11 protein-coding genes are annotated in these 16699 nt (G+C 69.9%); 2 read left to right on the top strand and 9 right to left on the bottom strand.

Features of this window, described 5'->3' with window-relative positions; all coding sequences use genetic code 11:
- Positions 1-73: 73 nt before the first annotated feature.
- Both AC0VY3_RS37480 and AC0VY3_RS37475 read right to left on the bottom strand, forming a co-directional pair.
- Positions 74-1741, bottom strand: a complete 1668-nt coding sequence (locus tag AC0VY3_RS37480; protein ID WP_103513063.1) for an FAD-dependent oxidoreductase — start codon at positions 1739-1741, stop codon at positions 74-76.
- On the bottom strand, positions 1738-2316 hold the full coding sequence (locus AC0VY3_RS37475) for a DUF5987 family protein (RefSeq protein ID WP_103513064.1): 579 nt from the start codon (positions 2314-2316) through the stop codon (positions 1738-1740). The genes AC0VY3_RS37480 and AC0VY3_RS37475 overlap by 4 nt, the downstream gene beginning before the upstream one ends.
- Positions 2317-2630: 314 nt before the next feature.
- On the opposite strand from AC0VY3_RS37475, the gene AC0VY3_RS37470 reads away from it, so the two are divergent.
- Together AC0VY3_RS37470 and AC0VY3_RS37465 are read left to right on the top strand one after the other, a co-directional pair.
- Positions 2631-3680: a ParB/RepB/Spo0J family partition protein gene (locus AC0VY3_RS37470; protein ID WP_258047488.1), complete on the top strand. Its 1050-nt coding sequence runs from the start codon at positions 2631-2633 to the stop codon at positions 3678-3680.
- A 22-nt stretch (positions 3681-3702) separates the two neighbouring features.
- The gene (locus tag AC0VY3_RS37465) at positions 3703-4485 is read left to right on the top strand and encodes a helix-turn-helix domain-containing protein (RefSeq protein WP_103513065.1); all 783 of its coding nucleotides are present in this window, start codon (positions 3703-3705) and stop codon (positions 4483-4485) included.
- Between the two features lie 89 nt (positions 4486-4574).
- Here AC0VY3_RS37465 and AC0VY3_RS37460 read toward each other — a convergent pair whose 3' ends face one another.
- The 7 genes from AC0VY3_RS37460 to AC0VY3_RS37430 are packed head-to-tail and all read right to left on the bottom strand — an operon-like array spanning position 4575 to position 16680.
- Complete coding sequence (locus AC0VY3_RS37460) at positions 4575-5918, bottom strand: cytochrome P450 (protein WP_475551967.1); 1344 nt, start codon at positions 5916-5918, stop codon at positions 4575-4577.
- Entirely contained in the window at positions 5915-6463 is a 549-nt protein-coding gene (locus AC0VY3_RS37455; protein WP_103513067.1) for a flavin reductase family protein, read from the bottom strand. The genes AC0VY3_RS37460 and AC0VY3_RS37455 overlap by 4 nt, the downstream gene beginning before the upstream one ends.
- Positions 6460-6915: an acyl-CoA thioesterase gene (locus AC0VY3_RS37450; RefSeq protein WP_181011146.1), complete on the bottom strand. Its 456-nt coding sequence runs from the start codon at positions 6913-6915 to the stop codon at positions 6460-6462. The genes AC0VY3_RS37455 and AC0VY3_RS37450 overlap by 4 nt, the downstream gene beginning before the upstream one ends.
- 6 nt (positions 6916-6921) lie before the next feature.
- Positions 6922-12798: an SDR family NAD(P)-dependent oxidoreductase gene (locus AC0VY3_RS37445; RefSeq protein ID WP_475551966.1), complete on the bottom strand. Its 5877-nt coding sequence runs from the start codon at positions 12796-12798 to the stop codon at positions 6922-6924.
- The gene (locus AC0VY3_RS37440; RefSeq protein WP_475551965.1) at positions 12795-13847 is read right to left on the bottom strand and encodes an enediyne biosynthesis protein; all 1053 of its coding nucleotides are present in this window, start codon (positions 13845-13847) and stop codon (positions 12795-12797) included. Before AC0VY3_RS37440 ends, AC0VY3_RS37445 begins: the two co-directional genes overlap by 4 nt.
- A 2-nt stretch (positions 13848-13849) precedes the next feature.
- Positions 13850-15700, bottom strand: a complete 1851-nt coding sequence (locus AC0VY3_RS37435) for a CRTAC1 family protein (RefSeq protein WP_475551964.1) — start codon at positions 15698-15700, stop codon at positions 13850-13852.
- Positions 15701-15756: 56 nt separating this feature from the next.
- Positions 15757-16680 carry a DUF1702 family protein gene (locus AC0VY3_RS37430; RefSeq protein WP_475551963.1) on the bottom strand — a complete coding sequence of 308 codons (924 nt, stop codon included), beginning with the start codon at positions 16678-16680 and terminating at the stop codon, positions 15757-15759.
- Positions 16681-16699: the final 19 nt, after the last annotated feature.

Genomic DNA, 16699 nt, shown 5'->3' with positions numbered 1-16699 from the left:
CGTGAAGCAACTCACCGGACATGACGAGTCCTGTGAAGCAACTCACCGGTCGGCGAGAAGCGGTTTCGAGGTGTCACACCTTGGCGAGGCGCTTCGTCTTGAGCAGCGGGAGCACGCCCTTGCGCCCGTTCTTGTATCCCGTGGGGGACGGGGCGCCGTACGTGACCGCGACGCCCCTGGCCCGGGCCGCGGCAACGATGTGGGGGACGGCCCGCTCGGCCAGTGCGGCGATGGTCATCGCCGGGTTGACGGTCAGCGCACCGGGGACGGCGGAGCCGTCGGTGACGAAGATGCCGCCGTGGCCGCGCAGTTCGTTGGTGCTGTCGAGCGCCGAGGTGCCGGGGTCGTCACCCATCCGGCAGGAGGCCAGCGGGTGGACGGTGTAGGCGCCGACCAGGTCGTTGGTCCAGGGCATCACCCTGGCCAGGCCGTCCCGCTCCAGGATCTCCTTCACATCCGCGTCGGCCTGGTTCCAGCCGTGCCAGGTGTTCTCCGTCGGCCGGTAGGAGAGGTTGCCGCGGCCCAGCATCTGCTGGGAGATGCGGTGGGAGTTGCCGGTGGCCGGCGGAGGGCCGAACACCCCCTCGTTGTCGTCCTCGGTCATGGAGAAGATCGTCAGCCAGGACTTCCAGTTCTTGAGGATCTCCTTCTTCTCCTTGCCGAACCAGGTCGGGCCGGTGGCGTCGGGGGCCTGGGCCAGAATCGTGCCCAGGCCCGGCGGGAAGTAGAGCTGCTCCAGGGAGTAGCGGGAGTATTCGGGGAGGGAGCCGTCGAGCTTGTCCCAGCTCGCCACGGTCGGCCCCTTGCCGATTGCGTTGGCGCCGTAGGGGAGGTTCCCCTCGCCGCGGGTCAGGCCGAGGACCTCGGCGACCTTTTCCTCGTCGAGGATGGCCGTGTTGAGGCGCTCGCCGTTGCCCGAGAAGTAGCGGCCGACCCCGTGCGGCATGGTGCCGAGGTGGGCCTCGCTGCGCTGGAGGATGACCGGCGTCGCCGCCGCTCCCGCCGCCATCACCACGAGCTTCGCCTCGATGACGCCGGAGCCGTTCTGGAGACGGTAGTCCTCGTCGTGGACGATGTTGTAGTGGACCCGGTAGTCGCCCTCGGCGGTCCGCGTCAGATACTGCACCTCGTGCAGCGGGCGGATCTGCGCGCCGTGGGCGAGGGCGGCGGGCAGGTAGTTGACAGTGAGGGACTGCTTCGCCTCGAACCGGCAGCCGGCCATCATGAAGTTGCAGTTGACGCACTTGGAGTTGTCGATCGCGGCGGCGAGCGGGTTGGCGGTGCGCCCGGCGTGATCGCAGGCGGCGGCCCACAGGCCACCCGCGTAACTCGCGTCGCCCCAGTCCTGCTTGCTGACGGACAGCGACTCCTCGATCCGGTCATACCAGGGGTCGAGGGTCTCCCGGCTGATCTCCCTCGGCCACATCCTGCGGCCGATGCTGCCGTGCCGGTCGAAGACGAACTTCGGAGCTCTGGGCATGGCCGCGAAGTAGACGACGCTTCCGCCGCCGACGCAGTTGCCGCCCAGCACGCTCATGCCGTCGCCGACGACGAAGTCGAAGATTCGGGTGTAGGAGGAGCCGAGCTTGTAGTCGTGCTCGAACTCGTCGTTCTTCAGCCAGGGGCCACGCTCCAGGACGGTCACCTCGGCGCCGCCGGCGGCCAGGTGGTAGGCGGCTATCGCTCCGCCGAACCCGCTCCCGATGACGAGAACGTCCGTCTTCTCGATCGCGCTGCTCATGCTGGGCTCCCGGTGGAGGTCGTGTCGGGGTGGTGCGCGGCGAGCTGACGGCCGTAGCCGAACTCCTGGAAGCGCCACAGGTCGTCGGCGTCGGGCTGGGTGATGCCCATGGCCGCCAGTCCGGGGTGACCGGCGTCCAGGGCCTGTGCGGTGTGCAGATGGGCGGCCGAGTCGTAGGCCATGTTGCAGAAGAGGGAGAGCAGGACCCAGAAGTCCTTCTCCGGGTGACCCGGGGTGGTCAGCTCCTGGATGAGCCGTACCCGGTCGTCGTAGTCGAGGGCGACGAACGGTGGCAGCGATGCGTCGGGGGTCAGGTCGGTCTGCTCGGCGTATGTCCTGGCGTGGTCGTTGACCCGGCTCGCCAGGTCCTCCAGACCGTCGTGGATGCCGGTGGCGTCCCACCGCAGCAGCTCCAGGGCTCCCGCGGTGACGGCGCCGCCGCCGGTGCTGACTCCGGCGACCGCACGGTCGCCGGGCCAGCGCTTCTCGCCGGGGACGATCGTGTCGGCATAGGCCTCAAGGGTGACGGTGGCCTCGGCCCCGACGTCGACCCTCTGCTCGGGGATTCTCTGCACAGTCTGCAACTCATTCTCCGGTCAGGTGGGTGGCGGGTTCCTGGTGACGTGAGAAGAAGTTAGAACCACCGAGTCTTTTCAAACAACTGATGAGGAAAGCGTTCGGGCGAACACGAGTCCCGTGAAGCAACTAGCCGGAGTCGAAGCGTCTCCTCCGCACGCCCGGGAAAGAAACAGGTCGTTCGCTATCGTCGTTGTCTGCTTGCAGGTCTCTCGTCCGTACAGAGAGTCCTACAGGCATTTCCAGGGCACGCCGGGCACGTCTCGATCTCGCCAGGGGAAGGGGAGAGGTGAAAGACAACGACAGATCTCTGATGTTGCCGACCCGTTTCTCCCAGCACGTGCGCATAGAAAATCTGCAGCCCGCCGACTCCCCGCGCCTGAACGGCGTCGACGAGGAACATGTGCAACGGCTCGCCGCCATCTATTCGTCTCTTCCCCCGGTTCTCGTCCATCGCGCGACGATGCGCGTGATCGACGGTATGCACCGGGTCGCGGCAGCCGTCTCGGAAGGGCACACCTCGGTAGAAGTGCAGTATTTCGACGGCGCGGACGAAGAAGCGTTTCTCCGTGCGGTGATGGCCAACATCGCCCACGGCCTACCTCTGTCGGTGGCCGACCGCAAAGCGGCGGCCGAGCGCATCCTGCGCTCCGGGCCTCAGCTCTCCGACCGGTCCGTCGCGGCCCGCACCGGCCTCGACGCGAAGACGATCGCCGCGATCCGCATGCGTTCGAGCCCGGATTCCCCACGGTCGAACACCCGTATCGGCTCCGACGGCAGGGCCCATCCGCTCGACCGCACCGCCGAGCGGATCCGGGCGGCGGAGCTGATGACCAGCCGGCCCGACCTGCCGTTGCGCGCGATCGTCAAGGAGACCGGCCTGTCGCTGGGCACGGCTCACGACGTACGCCAACGGCTGCTGCGCGGCGAGGGACCGGTACCTCAAGGCCGCATCCGGGCGGCCTCCGGCCGCTCACGTACGACTCCGCTGAACAGCCCCGTGCCGCCCCCGGCCGCAGCGCCCGTACCACCCCTGCCGGCCGCCGGTGGGGCACCCGCCGCGTTCCGCACCCGGACCTCGCTCGAAACGCTGCGACGGCTCTCCGGCGACCCCTCTTTGCGGCATTCCGAATCAGGACGGCACTTCCTGCGCTGGCTTCACACCCACTTCATGGCCGACGAGGCCTGGCGGCAGCAGGCCGATGTGGTGCCTCCGCACTGCACGGACGCCGTCGTGGAACTGGCCCTGCATTGTTCCAACGCCTGGAAAAGGTTCGCCGACGACCTCACCCGGCGCCGCCTGACCGACACGGCCACCGCTTCGGACCGGCGCTCCGGCTCCGCCCATCGGCCTGGAGCATGATTTCAAAGACAGGGAGAAAACGGTGACCACCCCCGCCATCGAGGCCGCAGTTCTTCGAGTTATCGACGACATGCATGTCAACCTCGGCCAGGAGCTGACCATCGACCACATGGCCCGCACCGCCATGTTCAGCAAATTTCATTTCACCAGAGTGTTCCGGGACGTGACAGGCACATCACCCGGTCGTTTTCTCTCCGCACTGCGCCTGCAGGAGGCCAAGCGTCTCCTCCTCGAAACGCAGTTCAGCGTCGCCGACATCAGCAGCCAGGTCGGATACAGCAGTGTCGGCACCTTCAGTTCGCGCTTCAAGTCCTGTGTCGGTGTCTCGCCGAGCATGTTCCGGGAACTGGAAGGATTCACCGCGGCGATCGGTCCGGGACCGCTCTCCGAATCCGGCACCGGCGATGGCGACTCCCACGGAATCCTGCGCGGCCGGGTGCACCTCGCGGAGGAACGTGCGCCGGGTCACTGCTTCGTCGGCCTCTTCCCGGCCCCCGTCCCCCAGGGCCAACCGGTGTGCTGCACCGTTCTGGACGGCCCCGGCCCCTTCGAACTGCACGACGTTCCGCCGGGCACCTGGCATGTGCTCGTCCACTCGGTCCCCTACGGTCACGAACACCTGGTCTCCGGCACCGGCGACGACAGCATCGTGTCCGTCGGCAGCTACGGTCCGGTGAACGCGCACGAGGACACACTCATGCTGCCGGCCGACATCACGCTTCGTCCGCTGGACGCACTGGACCCACCGGTCCTGATGGCCCTGCTCGACCTGCGGACCGGAGCCCTGGACCGAATCGCGGGCTGACCCCACCGCTCTCTCTTCCCTCCCCCGGAACGACGCAGCGGGCCCGCCACGGAATGCCGTGGCGGGCCCGCTGCGTGGTGGGCCGCCGGTCAGCCCACCGGCCGCACGGTCATGGGCAGCCCCCCGCGCATCCGCAGGGACATCATCGGCTCGGCGACCGCCCGGTGTCCGGGCGCCACCTCCAGATCGAGGTCCCGGGTGAGCAGCGCGGTGACGAAGACCGCCTCCATCATCCCGAGGTTGCTGCCGACGCAGAACCGCGGTCCGGCGCCGAAGGGGATGTACGCGTACCGAGGGCGGTTCGCAACCCGCGAGGGATCGAAACGGCCGGGGTCGAAGCGTTCGGGGTCCTCCCACAGATCCGGGTGGCGGTGCAGGGTGTAGGGGCACACCAGCACATCGGACCCGGCCGGCACAGCGAACCCGCCGACCACGTCGGGGCGCTGGGCGATCCGCGGCAGGATCCACACCGGCGGGTAGAGCCGCATGGCCTCCTGCACGACCTGCATGGTGTACGTCAGCTTGTGCAGGTCTTCGGCCTCCGGGAGACGGCCGCCCGCGAGCACCGAGCGTGCCTCCTCGCGGACCAGGTCCCGGGTGTGCGGGTGACGGGCGAGCAGCAGCAGCGTCCAGCTGAGCGTGCTCGCCGTCGTCTCGTGGCCCGCCAGCAGCAGCGTGACCAGCTCCTCCCGCAGCAGCCCGCGGGCCTGCGCCGGATCCCGGTGCTCCCGCGCGGCGAGGATCATCCGGGCGAAGGCGTCGTCGTCGCCCTCGTTCAGCCGCGAACCGCGGTCGGCGACCAGGTCGTCGACGATCCGGGTGAGCTCCTTACGGGCCCGGCGGAACCGGCGCTGGGTCCCCAGCGGCACCCAGGTGGGCACCAGGCCCTGCGAGACCATGTCGAACATAGCCTGGTCCTGGACAGCCTCGAAGGCGTGCGCGATGCCGCCGTGGCCCTCCAGCGAGGTGTTCATGAGCGTCCGGCCCAGCACACCGAGAGTGAGGCCGGTGAGCTCCTGGAGGACGTCGACGTGTGCGCTTCCCGCGCGCTCACGCAGCAGCCCCACCAGCCGGCCCGACTCCTCCGCCACAGCACCCGCCTGCGCTGCGATCCTGCCCGGCTTGAAGGCGGGCTGCACATTGCGGCGCTGGGACCGCCACAGCTCCCCCTCGCTGGTGAGCAGTCCGTCACCGAGCACCTTGCGGGACTCCACCAGGCCGATGCCCTTGTGGTAGTTGTCGGCGTTGTCGGCGAGAACGTGCTTGGCGTAGTCGGGCCGGTTGAAGATGTACATCTTCTTCGGGCCCATGGAGACGCGTACGGCGTCGGAGAGCTCGGCGGCGTCGCGCATCATGCCGAGCCGGTCGACGGCGAGCTTGCGCAGCAGGCCGGGCAGAGCCCGCACCGGCGGGCCCGGCGGGTGGGCGTTCACCGGCCCTCTCCCCCGTCAGGCGGGACGACCTGCCGGAACCGGCCGCCGTGGAACACCAGGGGTTCACGGCCGGGCATCTCGTCGAGGGCGAGAATCCTGCCGACATGGACAGTGTGGTCACCTCCCTCGTACGTACGCCAGGCGGCGCACTCGAAGTGGACCGCGGCACCGGCGATCAGCGGGGCGCCACTGGCCCCGCCCGGAAGCCAGTCGACGGCTTCGAACTGGGCGGCGCCCGGCGGGCGCGACCGGTCGGCGAAGTAGCTGGCCACGTCCTCCTGCCCGGCACCGAGCACCGACACCGCGAAGGTGCCGGCCTCGGCGAGGACACGGTTCATGACGGCGTCGTTGCCCACGCACAGCAGGACCAGGGCAGGGTCCAGCGACACCGAGGTGAAGGAGTTGGCGGTCATGCCCCGCGGTGACTTCCCGCCGACGGTCACCACGGTGACCCCGGTGGCGAAGGCTCCGAGGGCCTTGCGCAGCCTGGCGGGGTCGGCAGCGGGTTCGGCCCGTGGCGGCGCGGCCGCCGTCAGGGTGCTCACGCCGCCCGCCCCGCCAGCGCGCGGCCCTGCGCCACATACGGCTCCAGGGCGCGCACCAGGTCTTCGGGGACCCTGGTGGGCACGGTGTCCGTGTTCGGGCCGCGCATGCACGCGATCCGCTGGCGCCCGCGTGCCACCAAGGTCTCGGCCCCGCCGGTCACCTTGACGTAGTCGAAGGTGAACTCCAGCTGTGTCTGGCCCAGTTCGGACAGCCGCATCCGGATGGACAGCTCGTCGAAGGCGGTGATCTCCGCGAAGAACTCACAGTCGACCTTCAACGTGAACAGCTTCAGGTCGTCCCTCACCTCGGCCAGCACGTCCGGGGCCTTCTGGTGCAGGAACATCTCCCTGCACCGGCCCTGCCAGCGCAGGTAGTTCACGTAGTACACGTTGCCGACGAGGTTGGTCTCCTCGAAGCCGACCGTGTGCCGGTACTCGAAATAGTCTTCCACCATGGTCTAGGACCGCCCTTCGAGGAGAGGTGTTTCGCGGGTGAGGAAGGCGAAGACGGCGGGCTCCAACGCGTCGCGCAGCGCCGTGACGAACGTCGCGATCCGCAGCTCGCCGACGGCGAACACCACCCAGGCGTCCTTGCGCCGGGGCAGCACCGTCAGAGGTGCGCCCGCCATGACACCGGCCTTCTGCAGACATTCCACGGCGCTCCACACACGGGTGGCGGCGGTGTCGGGCGCCTCGCCCGTCTCCTTCGCGACGAGTTCGGCGACAGCGGCGTGGTCCCCGAGCAGTCCGCGCCATTCGTCGGCCGACCGCATGCTGACCGCTTCGATGTCGCAGGCCACCTCGGAGTCCGAGACGGCGCTGACCGTGACTCCCAGACCGTGTGCGGCCGACATCGACAGGCGTCGGCCCGCATCCAGTTCCGGCCGCCCGTCCGGTCGGTGCCGTACGGATGCGGGGGCGCCGAGGGCGCGTTGGGCCGCGTGGGCCGTGAAGCCCCGGCGCTGGGCGACGGAGTCCGCGGCGCCGTCCCCGTGCGGCTCGACGGCGACGGCGACACTGCTGCCGACGACGTCCTCCAGCGACCGCTCCAGGTACGGTCCGAGCAGCGGGGCCACCCACGGCCCGGATCCGTCGGTCTTGCGTACGGCGTGCAGGGTCAGGCCGTCCCAGCGTTCGACGACCGTACCGTTCTCGTCGCGGACCGCGATGTCGTAGACGTACGTATCGCCGTCCCGGCTGCGTTCGACGGCGCTGTACCGCAGCCGTTCGGGAACGTGGTCGCCGGCGCCGAGCGGGTGGATCCGCTCCACCCCGGAGGGCAGCAGCGTCGCGTCCGGCACACAGACCTGGTTGCCGTGCATGAGCGCGTCGCGCATCCCCGGGTCGGCCAGCAGGAGTTCACCGGGGAGGAAGCCGGCGAACCAGTCCTCGGAGCGTCGCCGCACGGCGACTTCGGCGTCCACATGCCGGGCGGCGGCCCGGTAGAACCGGCGCAGCCGCTGGAACCGGGGTCCCTGGAACAGGACACCGCCGTACAGGTCCGTGGCCGGGTCCAGCCGCACCTCGGGGGTGTCCTCGGGCGTCTGGAACGGCGGGCCGTCGGGCACCGCGGAGCCGGAGAAGACCAGCCGCGCCCGGAAGTGCTCGGCGACGAAACCGGTGTCCTCGGCGTGGATGGCGACGTCCACGGTGTCGGCGGCGGTGACGGTCGCCGCGATCCGGATCCTGGTACTGCCGTTCGGCGGCACCACGATGGGCCGCAGGAAATTCGCGCCCTCGATGACGGGAGCCGTGGTGCGGCCGGTGACCGCGGAGGCCACCTGGGTCATGGCCTCCATGCCGATCACGGCGGGCAGCAGCAGGTTGCCGTCGAGCAGATGGTCCGCCAGATAGGGATCGGTGCCGGCGTTCAGCTCGACCTCGGTGACCAGCTCGACACCGTGGTACCGCACGAGCGGGTTGCCGGTGAAGCGCAGCATCGGCAACGGGGGCAGATCGCGGCGGACGGTGTCGATGCCCTCGGTACGTCCGCTGATGACCGTGACGACCGGCGCGTCCGGATCCTCGATGAGGCGCAGCAGGATCTCCACACCCCGGTCCGGAGAGACCGGCGTGATGCCCTCGCGGGAGAGGGACTCGACGACGGAGAGCTTCTCGCCCATGCCGACGCCGGACCACACCGACCACTCCATGCAGCGGGCGCGGAGACCGGGATGCCTGCGGGCGGTCTGCTCGGTGAGGTCCGCGAGCCACTCGTTGGCGGTGGCGTAGTGGGCCTCGCCGCGCAGACCGGCGCGGCCGATGATGCTCCCGAAGGTGACCAGCAACTTCAAGCCGTCGGAGCCCACCGCGTCGAGGATGTTGCGCAGACCGTCGACCTTGGGGGCGAAGGTCCGCTCGAAGTCCTGGGGTGCGAGGTGGGGCAGCACATTGGGCTCGTTGCGCCCGGCGCCGTGCAGCAGACCGGTGACCGGGCCGAGAGCTCCGGTGAGCTCCGCCACGGCCGAGGCGACCTGTTCGGGGACGGTGACGTCGGCGCGGGCATAGTGCACTTGAACGCCACTGCCGCGCATCCGGTCCAGGTTCTCGGCCAGTTCAGGGTCCTGTGCCGGGTCGGAGCGGCCGAGGACGGCCAGCTTCGCCCCGCTGCGCCGGGCCACCGCCAGAGCGCACTCCGCGGAGATGCCCTTGCCGCCTCCGGTCACCAGCAGCACGTCCGACGCGCCCAGCGGGGTGTCGGTACGCTCCGGTTCCACGGGCAGCGCCCGAAGGGTCGGTACCCGGCGCACACCGTCCGCGTCGTAGTGGACCTCGGCGAACCGAGTGGTCGCCGCGACCTCGGCCACGACCCGCTCCACCACGTCCGGCGTCACCGGGCTGTCGACGACCGTGGTGCGCAGATGCGGGGCCTCCAAGTGCAGGGTCTTGGCGAGGCCCGCCGCTCCGCGACCGTCCTGGACCAGAACGAATCGCCGCGCGCGGTCGCCCGCGAAGGCGTTCTTCGCGGCGGTGAGCACCCTCTCGATCTCCTGCTGCGGGCAGTCCCTGTCCAGCACGGCCAGGACGCCCGCGCCCAAGCCTGCCGAGGCCAGCGCCTGCCGCAGCCGTTCCGCGACCGGGTGGCCGTCGGGGGCGAACAGGTCCCAGGCGCCGTCGGCCCCGACGGGCGCGGCGGCCGGCCGGGGCACCTCGTCGAGGTCCACCGCGAAGGGCCGGGCCCAGACGGCGGCACCCGTGACGACGAGGGAGCTCTCCGGCTCCTCCACACCTCCGGTGCTGACGAGCGTCTCCAGCGCCTCGGCCAGTTCGGCCAGGGTGGCGGTGGCGAAGTTCGTCGGCACGTGCGCGGCGGCGATGCCGAGCCGGGACGCTGCCTGGTTGACGATCTGGCCGACGGTGATCGAGCTCATGTGGAGGTCGTCCAGGAGACGGCTTTCCGGGTCGACGAGATCGGCGGGAAGCTCCGCACGCTCGGCGACCAGTGCACGCAGTACGTCGAGCGCTCCGACGGAGTCGTCCCCGGCGGCGGGTTCGGCGGCCGGGGTCGTCCCTTGAGCGACGGCGGTCTCCGGGGCGACGACGACGGCCTCCGGAACAGCAGCTGCCCCGGGAGCCGCAGCGGGACGCGGCCGACGCTCGGCCGGCCGCACGTCCTGCGGCGCCTGTTCACACGGGCTGGCGAAGAAGGTGAACTCCTGCCCGACCGCCAGCGGACGGATCAGCCGGTCCTGGAACAGCCGCTCCAGGGCGACAGGCGCGCCCGCGACGAAGGCGGCGCCGACTACCTGGAGGAGGCTGCGCAGCGACTCGTCGTCGGTGTTGAGGGAGACCGCCGGAACTCCCGTGGTGGCGTGGGCGAGATGGCCCAGCACCCGGCCGGGTCCGACCTCGACGAACAGGTCGACGTTCCGGGCCGCCTCGCTCACCGCCTGGGTGAAGCGGACCGGTCCGGTGATCTGCTCCTTGAGCAGGACGGCCAGGTCGGTGCCGGCGCCGAGTTCCTCGCCGGTGACCGTGGAGACCACACGGCCTGTGACGGTGCCGAGAGGGGCGGTGGCGAGCCAGTCCCCGAAGGAGTCCGCGGAGTCGGCGACGAGCGGCGAGTGGAAGGCATGTGAGACCTTCAGGGCGGTGAAGGGCACCTCGGCCCGGCCGGCCCTGCGCCGTACCTCCTCGATCTCCTCGACCGGCCCGGCGACAGCGGTCTGCCCGGGGCCGTTGTAACCGGCGATGACGACGGAGAGACCGGCGATGAGCTCCCGCACCTGTGCCGGTTCGGCGCCCAGTGACGCCATCGTGCCGGAGGAGCCGTGCTCGGCCATGGCCCGCCCGCGTACCCGCGCCGCCTCCAGCAGCGTCTCCTCGTCGAAGGCTCCGGCCCAGTGCAGGGCGGAGAGCTCGCCGAGGCTGTGGCCGACGGCCACGGACGCCTCCAGCCGCAGGGAGTCCAGCGCCCGCAGGCCCGCGGCGGAGCCGGCGGCGATGCGCGGCTGGGCCACGTGGGTGGCGATCATGTCACCGGTGGTGGGCAGTGCGGCCTGCCGGAATACCTCGGCCGCTTCGGAGAAGCGCCGGGTCAGCGCGCCCCCGCCGGTGCCGTGGCCGGAGCCCTGCCCGGGGAAGAGGAATCCGATCCGGGCGCGGCCGGTGGCCCGCCCGAGGAGGCTGCGGCCGTCGGCGGCGGTGTGGGAGGTCTCTCCGGACTCCAGCAGACCGGCCAGGTGGCTCAGCCGGCGCTCGGCGTCCTGCGGGGAGGAGACGACGACCGCGGCACGGTAGGCCCGGCCGCGCAGCTCGCTCTGGAGGGTGGCGGCGAGGTCGCCGACCTGGCCGTAGGAGACCGTGGCGGCGAAGGAGGCGACCTCGGTGATCCGGGTGCGCAGCTCGCGCGGCGACTCGCCGTCGACGACGAGCAGTTCGGTGTCCTGCAGGGAGTGGGCCAGGGTGGTGGACCGGCCACCGGCCATCGGTCGCCGCCGGTTGGCGGGGGCTTCGAGGACCACATGGGTGTTGATGCCGCCGAAACCCATGGCGGTGATGCCGGCCCGGCGGGGTGCCCCCTCGGGCCAGGCCTCCGCCTTGCGCAACGCCTTGAGGTTCGCCCCCTCCCTGGTCAGCAGTTCGTGCGGATCGACCGTGCCGATGGCCGGCGGCAGGGTTTGGTTGTCGACGGCCATGGCCGCCTTGATGAGGCCGGCGACTCCGGCCGCGGCCTTGGTGTGCCCGATCATGCCCTTGATGGAGGTGATGGCCGCGACGGGCGCGTCGGGGTCAGCCGCCGACCTGGCGCCCATGAGGGCGGTGAGTTCGGTCGCGTCCCCTACGGCAGTGCCGGTGCCGTGTCCCTCGAACAGCCGGACGGTCTCGATCCCGAATCCCGCTCGTTCGTAGGCGCGGGCGAGGGCCAGCTGGTATCCGCTGACCTCGGGGCGGGTGATGCCGCCCTGTCCGTCGGAGGAGACGCCCCAGCCCGCGATGGTCGCGTAGATGCGATGCCCGGCGGCGAGCGCGTCCTCCTCCCGCATCATGACGATCATGCCGCAGCCCTCACCGGGCCAGAAGCCGTTGGAGTCGCGGTCGTAGAGCTTCATCTCGCCCCGGGCGAGCGCACCGGTCTTGGCGAACCCGATGATCTCGAACGGGTCGATCGAGAGGTCCACACCGCCGGCGACGGCGACGTCGAGGTCTCCGTTGATCAGCCCGTTTCCCGCGGTGGTTACCGACAGCAGCGAGGAGGAGCAGGCGCCGTCGACGGTGTACCCGCCGCCGTTCAGGTCGAAGTGGTTGCATATCCGGCCGGCGATGGTGTTGGCCAGGCCGCCGGCCAGGGTGTCCTCGTCGATGGCCGGGAAGGGCTCCTTGTACGCGGTCTCGACGTCGTCGAGGAAGTCCGCGATCCGGTTCTCGTCCCAGTCCCCCTGCCCCTTGAGGGCCGCCGACATCACCCGTCGCACGTACGGCCAGCGCAGCCGCATGACGTTGGCGCGGGCGAACTCACCGGTGAGGGTGTTGCCGACGATCACACCGGTGCGTGCGCGGGGCAGGCCCTGGCCGCCGGGGAATCCGGCGTCGGCCAGGGCGCGGTCCGCGGTGTCCAGGGCCAGCCAGTGGGTGAGGTCGGTGGAACGGTAGGTGCTGCCGGCGATCCGGTGGGCGACCCGGTCGAAGGTGTAGCCCTCGATGACGGCGGCGTTGCGTGCGTAGAAGGTGTCGGGGACGGTCGGATCGGCGTTCCAGTAGTCGTCCAGGTTCATCCGGGCGTCGGGCAGCCGGCGGAAGGCGCGTCGCCCGGCGACGGCGTTGTCCCACAGGTCGTTCGGGTTGAGTGCGTCGGGGTAGCGGCAGGCCATGCCGACGATGGCGATCCTGTTCATGCGCTCACCGGTATCTTGCGGGTGTCGGTCCCGGTCTCCTCGCTGCCCTGGGCGGGGCATGCGCAGGCTCCGGCAGGGCAGCCGCACGGCGGCGGCGACGCGGCGTCGGCGGCCGCAACGCTCCGGGTGACGGCCTCGAGTGCGAGGGCCTCCTCCGCGCGCTTCTTGGAGACGATGTCGGCGGTCCACAGGTAGCCGCCGCGGATGGCGCAGACCAGTGCGGTGGCGAAGAAGAGGCCGTAGGCGACGCTCATCGCGGTCAGCACGCCGTACATGGCGGCGACGCCGCCTCCGAAGGCGATCTGTCCCCACTTGGAGGACGGTGTGGTGCCGGGATCCGTGATCATGTAGTTCGTGAAGAGGACGAAGGCGACTCCCGTCATCATCGCGAGCCCCGCGGGGATGGATGTGTCGAACATCAGGCCCCGGACGATCGCCTGGAGGGCGAAGCCGCCGACCCAGGCGAGGATCAGCCACATGCGCTCGGTCAGCTTGGCGTTGAGCATGGTGCCCAGGACGATGATGATCGCCGGCACGAGCCAGTCGAAACCGCCGTCGATGTACTCGGTGAACTGGTAGGGCGGGGCGATCGAGGCCCAGGGGAACAGCAGCAGGATGACGGCGATGCCGAAGTTCGACGGGTTCATGAAGTGGCGCAGACGGCCCTTGACCGGCGCGCGGAGCACCCACTTGGTGCCGACGGCGACGATGACGCCGAACACCATGACCCAGACGAGGTCGTTGACGTAGGAAAGCATGTTCACCGCGAGCGCGGTGATGTGCGCCGGGAAGAGGAACTCCACGAGGCCCTTGAAGCCGCCGCCGGCGAAGCGCGGCGCTCGGCCCTCGCTGCGGGCGCCGAGGAGCTCCAGGGCGATCTCCACCGTGTAGGCGGTCGCGAGCGCGATGAACGGCCAGGTCCAGGGCTGTTCGAAGCCGAGGACGGTGTAGCCGAAGATGTTCAGGACGGAGATGGAGATCGCGAACCGGCGGAGCGCGGTCGTCACTTTCGGGTTGTGGCGTGGGCCAGCTGTCTTCTGGGCGGACATCGTCACTTCTCCTTGGCCTCGGTGCCCAGCTGCAGGCTGTGCCAGCCCGGCGTGAGCTTCAGCTTCTGCTCGTGGACGTCACCGTCGCGGTCGCGCCAGGTGACCTTGGCGGGCACGGCATCCCGGACGTCCTTGCCCAGTCCTATGTGCACGTCGGTGCTGCGCTTGCCGGAGTGGCCGCCGCCGCCGTCGAGGCGGGCGAACCTCATGCTGCCGTCGGGCAGTTCGACGCAGACCTCGGCCCCCACCACCGGCGAGCCGTCCGGGTGGGTGAGTTTCAGGCCCAGGTAGGCGCCGGGGGACTTGCTGACGTTGCGGTAGAAGACCGGCTCGCCCCACTGGCGGGCGACGGCGAGGTCGAGGCGTCCGTCGCCGTCGACATCACCGGTGGCCAGGCCACGGGTCGGGACGGGCTCTCCGATACCGAGCGCCACGGACAGGTTGTGGTAGCGGCCGGTGGCGGGGTCCTTGGCGAAGAAGCGCATCCGCTGGCTGCCGGCAAGGTCGTCGCCGTGCTTCACGTTGGGCCACCACAGCGGGTTGGGGACGAGCGCGTCGTTGGCGGTGGCGAGTTCCTGCAGCTGGGGCCAGCGGTTGTTCTTGCCCTTGACGAAGCCGAGCGCCTGGGTGATCTCCAGCTCGCCGTTGTTGTCGAAGTCGCCCATCTTGACGTCCCAGCCCCAGCCGGACCAGGCCAGCCGCAGGTCGGACGACTCGTCCTTGTACGGCGCCTCGCCGTCCTTGAAGCGTTCCTGGAGGTCGGTCCTGCTGTCGCTCTCGCTGATGAAGGCGAAGTTCGATTCCTGGATGCCGAAGGAGGTGGTGATGTTGCTGACGAACATGTCGTAGATGCCGTCGTGGTCGAGGTCCCCGAAGTCGACGCCCATGCCCTTGAACGAACTGCGGCCCAGCTCCTTGGACTTGGGCACGGTGCCGCTGTGGGCCGCCTTGACCTCGGAGAACTTGATCCGGCCCGGCGTGGACTTGTTGTACAGCAGGGCCGAGGTCCCGAAGTCGTGGGCGAGGAACATCTCGGGCAGCCGGTCCCCGTCGAGGTCGGCGGCGGACGCGCCGAGCGACCAGCCCTTGTTCAGGTTCTCGGGGATGACGTTGTCCGACTTCTCGTAGCCGTCCTTCGTCCAGCGGAAGAAGTGGCCGCCACCGCCGTTCTGGGCGTGCGACAGCGATTCGTTCATGGTGACGTCGCCGTTCCTGGACGGATCGAGGACCGGGCTGTCGGGGAAGTAGTTGCCGATGTAGATGTCGTCGTGCCCGTCACCGTCGAAGTCGGCGACGGCGGCCGCGTTGGAGTTCCACAGCGGGCCGGTGTACTTCTTGCCGGACTTGCCGGGCAGCAGCTCGGTGGGGGTGAAGGACTTTGCCGTCAGCGGCTGCCCCTTCTCCCCCTTGTTCAGGAAGATGACGGGGGTGCGGCCCCAGTAGTAGACGAGGAGGTCCATGCGGCCGTCCTCGTCGAAGTCGCCGGGCATGCAGCCCATCGGCGCCATGGTGGTGCTGGTGCCCAGCGGCGCCGGGTCCAGGGCGAACGGCGCGTACTTGTCCTTGCGGGTCGGCGCCGGGGTGACCACCGCCTGGTCGATCCGGGGGTCGTTCACACAGAGGTCGTTGGGCAGGCCGTCGCCGTCGAGATCGTTCACGGCGATACCGGCCCCGACCGAGGAAATCCACGCCTCGATGTGCTGGTACGCCTTGTTGACCTTCCGGACCTCTTGCTTCTCGTATCCGGCCGGCATGGCTATCGACATCGGCTCGAAGGCGAAATCCTTGGCCAAACTATCGATCTCCGCGGCGGAAGAGTCGGGCATCCGGACGCCGTAAAAAGTCCCCACCATCAGGGCGAGTGCAACAATTCCAGGCGAATTCCTGCGGATCCAGTTCTTCGTCACCGTCACTGGTCGGCACCTTTCGAAACGAGCGCGAGAGAGGGGATTTCCGCGGCGACCTCGTGGCGCCATGCCTCGTAGGCGGGTGAGGCGCCCTGGCCGGCCGTCTGCGGCCGGAGGTCCCGGCACACCTGCGAGGCCCGCTCGGCCGTTGTGCCGCATACGACACGGGCGGCGAGGTGGGTGTGGTCGATGACTGTGCCCGCGCGGACGCGGGCCTCGATCGCAAAGGCGGAGCCCTGGGCGAGGGCCCAGCGGTGCTCGCCCGCGCCCTTGACGAAGTGCGCGAGCTCCGCCTCCGACACGCTGCCCGCATAGGCGCAGGCGAGTCCGGCGCCCGCGTACAGGTCGCTGTGGCGGCGCTCGGGGTAGGAGCGGATCAGCTCGGTGACGACGTCCGGATCGGTTCCGCCGACGAACCACAGCGCCCGGCCGATGCCCTGGTCGATGGCGTTCGGCGTGTAGTGATTGTGCCCGCCCCGCCAGCGGAAGGGGTGCTGGATCTCAGGGGTGCGCACGTAGGAGTCGGTCTTGAAGTACGCCTGGTGGAAGCCGTATCCGTCCAGGGTGAGCCAGCGCAGCATGGGGTCGGTGGTGCGGATGTCGGGCCACAGCGCCTTCGGCAGGCGGGCCATCGCCCAGCCGATGCCGACGTAGATCATGTAGTCGTGCCGGGCGCCCTTGCCCGCCAGCAGCCCCTGGAGCCGGCCGTTGTGTCCCGGCAGCGAGTCGTGGACCGCGGCGCCCATGCCGGCGCCCTCGTAGGCGAAGCCCCGCATACTTCTGGGGACGGTCTCCAGCTGCTCCTCGGCTTCGGCGACCGAGCCCGCCTCCACCGCGTACGCGTACCCCTGAAGGAATACCTCACCGATGTTCTCGAGACGTTCCTTCGACTCCTGGTTCTTCACATGAAATCCGCGCACCTCCATCGTCGTCTCTGAAATAGGA

It is taken from the genome of Streptomyces sp. iso_384, assembly GCF_056172905.1.
This window is presented reverse-complemented; position numbering and strand designations above follow the sequence as displayed.

Coding starts and splice junctions, on each gene's coding strand:
- AC0VY3_RS37435 (WP_475551964.1), bottom strand. CDS start 15,700: ATGGTGGGGACTTTTTACGGCGTCCGGATGCCCGACTCTTCCGCCGCG.
- AC0VY3_RS37480 (WP_103513063.1), bottom strand. CDS start 1,741: ATGAGCAGCGCGATCGAGAAGACGGACGTTCTCGTCATCGGGAGCGGG.
- AC0VY3_RS37430 (WP_475551963.1), bottom strand. CDS start 16,680: ATGGAGGTGCGCGGATTTCATGTGAAGAACCAGGAGTCGAAGGAACGT.
- AC0VY3_RS37470 (WP_258047488.1), top strand. CDS start 2,631: ATGTTGCCGACCCGTTTCTCCCAGCACGTGCGCATAGAAAATCTGCAG.
- AC0VY3_RS37445 (WP_475551966.1), bottom strand. CDS start 12,798: ATGAACAGGATCGCCATCGTCGGCATGGCCTGCCGCTACCCCGACGCA.
- AC0VY3_RS37440 (WP_475551965.1), bottom strand. CDS start 13,847: ATGTCCGCCCAGAAGACAGCTGGCCCACGCCACAACCCGAAAGTGACG.